We start from the raw sequence: 1,681 nt of genomic DNA, 5'->3' as shown, positions 1-1,681 counted from the left end.
GTTGATCGTAGTCGGGAGGAGATTGACGATACAGAAGTTCTAAATCGTTGCCAGCACGGCTAAAAATTCGTACTTGGTTGAAAATAAAGGCTTGGAATAAACGATAAAATGCCAGACTGACAATCGCTACAATCATTCCGAATGCAGTACTGTAGAGAGATATTCCAATCCCCTCAGTCACCTTTTGAAGTTTGGCTGGATCGGAAAATTCGCCAATATTGATTGCTTTTAAAGTCTGAATCAAACCAGCTACAGTACCAAACAATCCCAAAAGTGGTGCTAGTGCGATCGCGGATTCCAAAAGTTTATCACCTCGTCGCATTCCCGATAACTCGTCGTCTGCGGAGGATTCCAATGCTAATCTAAATGTCTCAGCATCAGCTCTTGGTAAATTTAAAGGAGCGAACAAAAATCTACCAATTGGTTGATCGATCGCACGTTGGGCAATATCCCGTGCCAAAGTCCAATCTTCCCGTGCTGCTTCCAGAACACGAATCACAATTTGATTTTCCTGGTTCAAAAGTCGCAACCAAAACCAAAGTCGTTCCAAAATCACGCTGATAGCCAAAAACCACAAGGCTGCCAGGGGGTACATTGCAATCCCACCCTTTTGAAATTCTGCTAATATATTCACTTTGGTAACTTTCCTCCCTTGATTTCTGCGTAGGTTATCCCGAAACTATTGAGACTCTGGAAATAAATGTATGAGTACCTTATAGGTGTTAAGTATCGCATTATTACGGTTTACAGAAACACATATGTAGCATCTTCCAGACAATTTTAGGACGGTTATTCCCACAGGAAGTTTAGGACAATCTGAGTCAAAATTAAAGGTAACTGGAGGTTAAAAAATGAAATTCTCTCTTGAGGCTCTCTATAATTGGTATCGTGGTTTACTTCGCAACCCCAAATATCGCTGGTGGGTTGTTCTCGGAACGTTCTTATATCTTGTTAGTCCGTTTGATCTTGCCCCTGATATTTTTCCTATTGTCGGACAAATTGATGATGTTTTGCTTTTGACGTTATTGGTTTCGGAAGTATCCCAAATTGCAATTGAGGGTTTTAAGGCACGCAAAGGCAACGCAGAATCGACTACTACCCAGACATCTGAGCAGTCTACATCGAAAGCAGAGTCGATTGATGTTGATGCTGTATCGGTTGAATAATTATTCACAACAAAATACAATTCGTATACCCCTTTTTACATTAGTTACTCAAAAGTGATGTGTAAAGAAGGGGATATTTTTATTTGGTTATTGGTTAATAATTAATGGATATTCTTAATGTATATTGCTTCTAGACTTCGGAGTCGGGTTATTTGCCCATAATAATGATTAATTAATCAGATATTTAGGAATAAGTTCACGAATAAGTTGATGCATAAAAGAAGGATAATCGGATTGTTACCTGCTGGAGGAAAAGCTACACGTATTTCTCCTTTACCTTTGAGTAAGGAATTATATCCAATCGGGTTCCATTTTTCAAAAAACAATCAAAATAATCAAATTAATCTGCGTCCAAAGGTTGTGTCTCATTACCTATTAGAAAAAATGCAACTAGCAGGAATCGAGCAAGCTTATTTTATCTTGCGATCGGGTAAATGGGATATTCCTGCCTATTTCGGTGACGGTACGATGCTATCGATGAATTTGGGATATTTAATCATGGGGTTGTCTTATGG

The 1,681-nt window shown here is 39.0% G+C and carries 2 protein-coding genes and 1 pseudogene; 2 read left to right on the top strand and 1 reads right to left on the bottom strand.

Annotation, left to right across the window (positions count from 1 at the left end; all coding sequences use genetic code 11):
* The coding region (locus CK510_RS30085) for a MotA/TolQ/ExbB proton channel family protein (protein ID WP_095725083.1) at nt 1-634 on the bottom strand (634 nt) is incomplete at its 3' end.
* Nucleotides 635-851: 217 nt separating this feature from the next.
* Between CK510_RS30085 and CK510_RS30080 the strand changes: the two genes are divergently transcribed.
* Together CK510_RS30080 and CK510_RS30075 are read left to right on the top strand one after the other, a co-directional pair.
* A complete protein-coding gene (locus tag CK510_RS30080; protein ID WP_095725082.1) occupies nt 852-1,166 on the top strand; it encodes a YkvA family protein in 315 nt (104 codons plus the stop codon).
* A gap of 210 nt (nt 1,167-1,376) precedes the next feature.
* Nucleotides 1,377-1,681, top strand: a pseudogene (locus CK510_RS30075) (dTDP-glucose pyrophosphorylase); the annotation flags it as partial.

It is taken from the genome of Brunnivagina elsteri CCALA 953 (assembly GCF_002289455.1).
GTDB classification, from domain to species: domain Bacteria; phylum Cyanobacteriota; class Cyanobacteriia; order Cyanobacteriales; family Nostocaceae; genus Brunnivagina; species Brunnivagina elsteri.
This window is presented reverse-complemented; position numbering and strand designations above follow the sequence as displayed.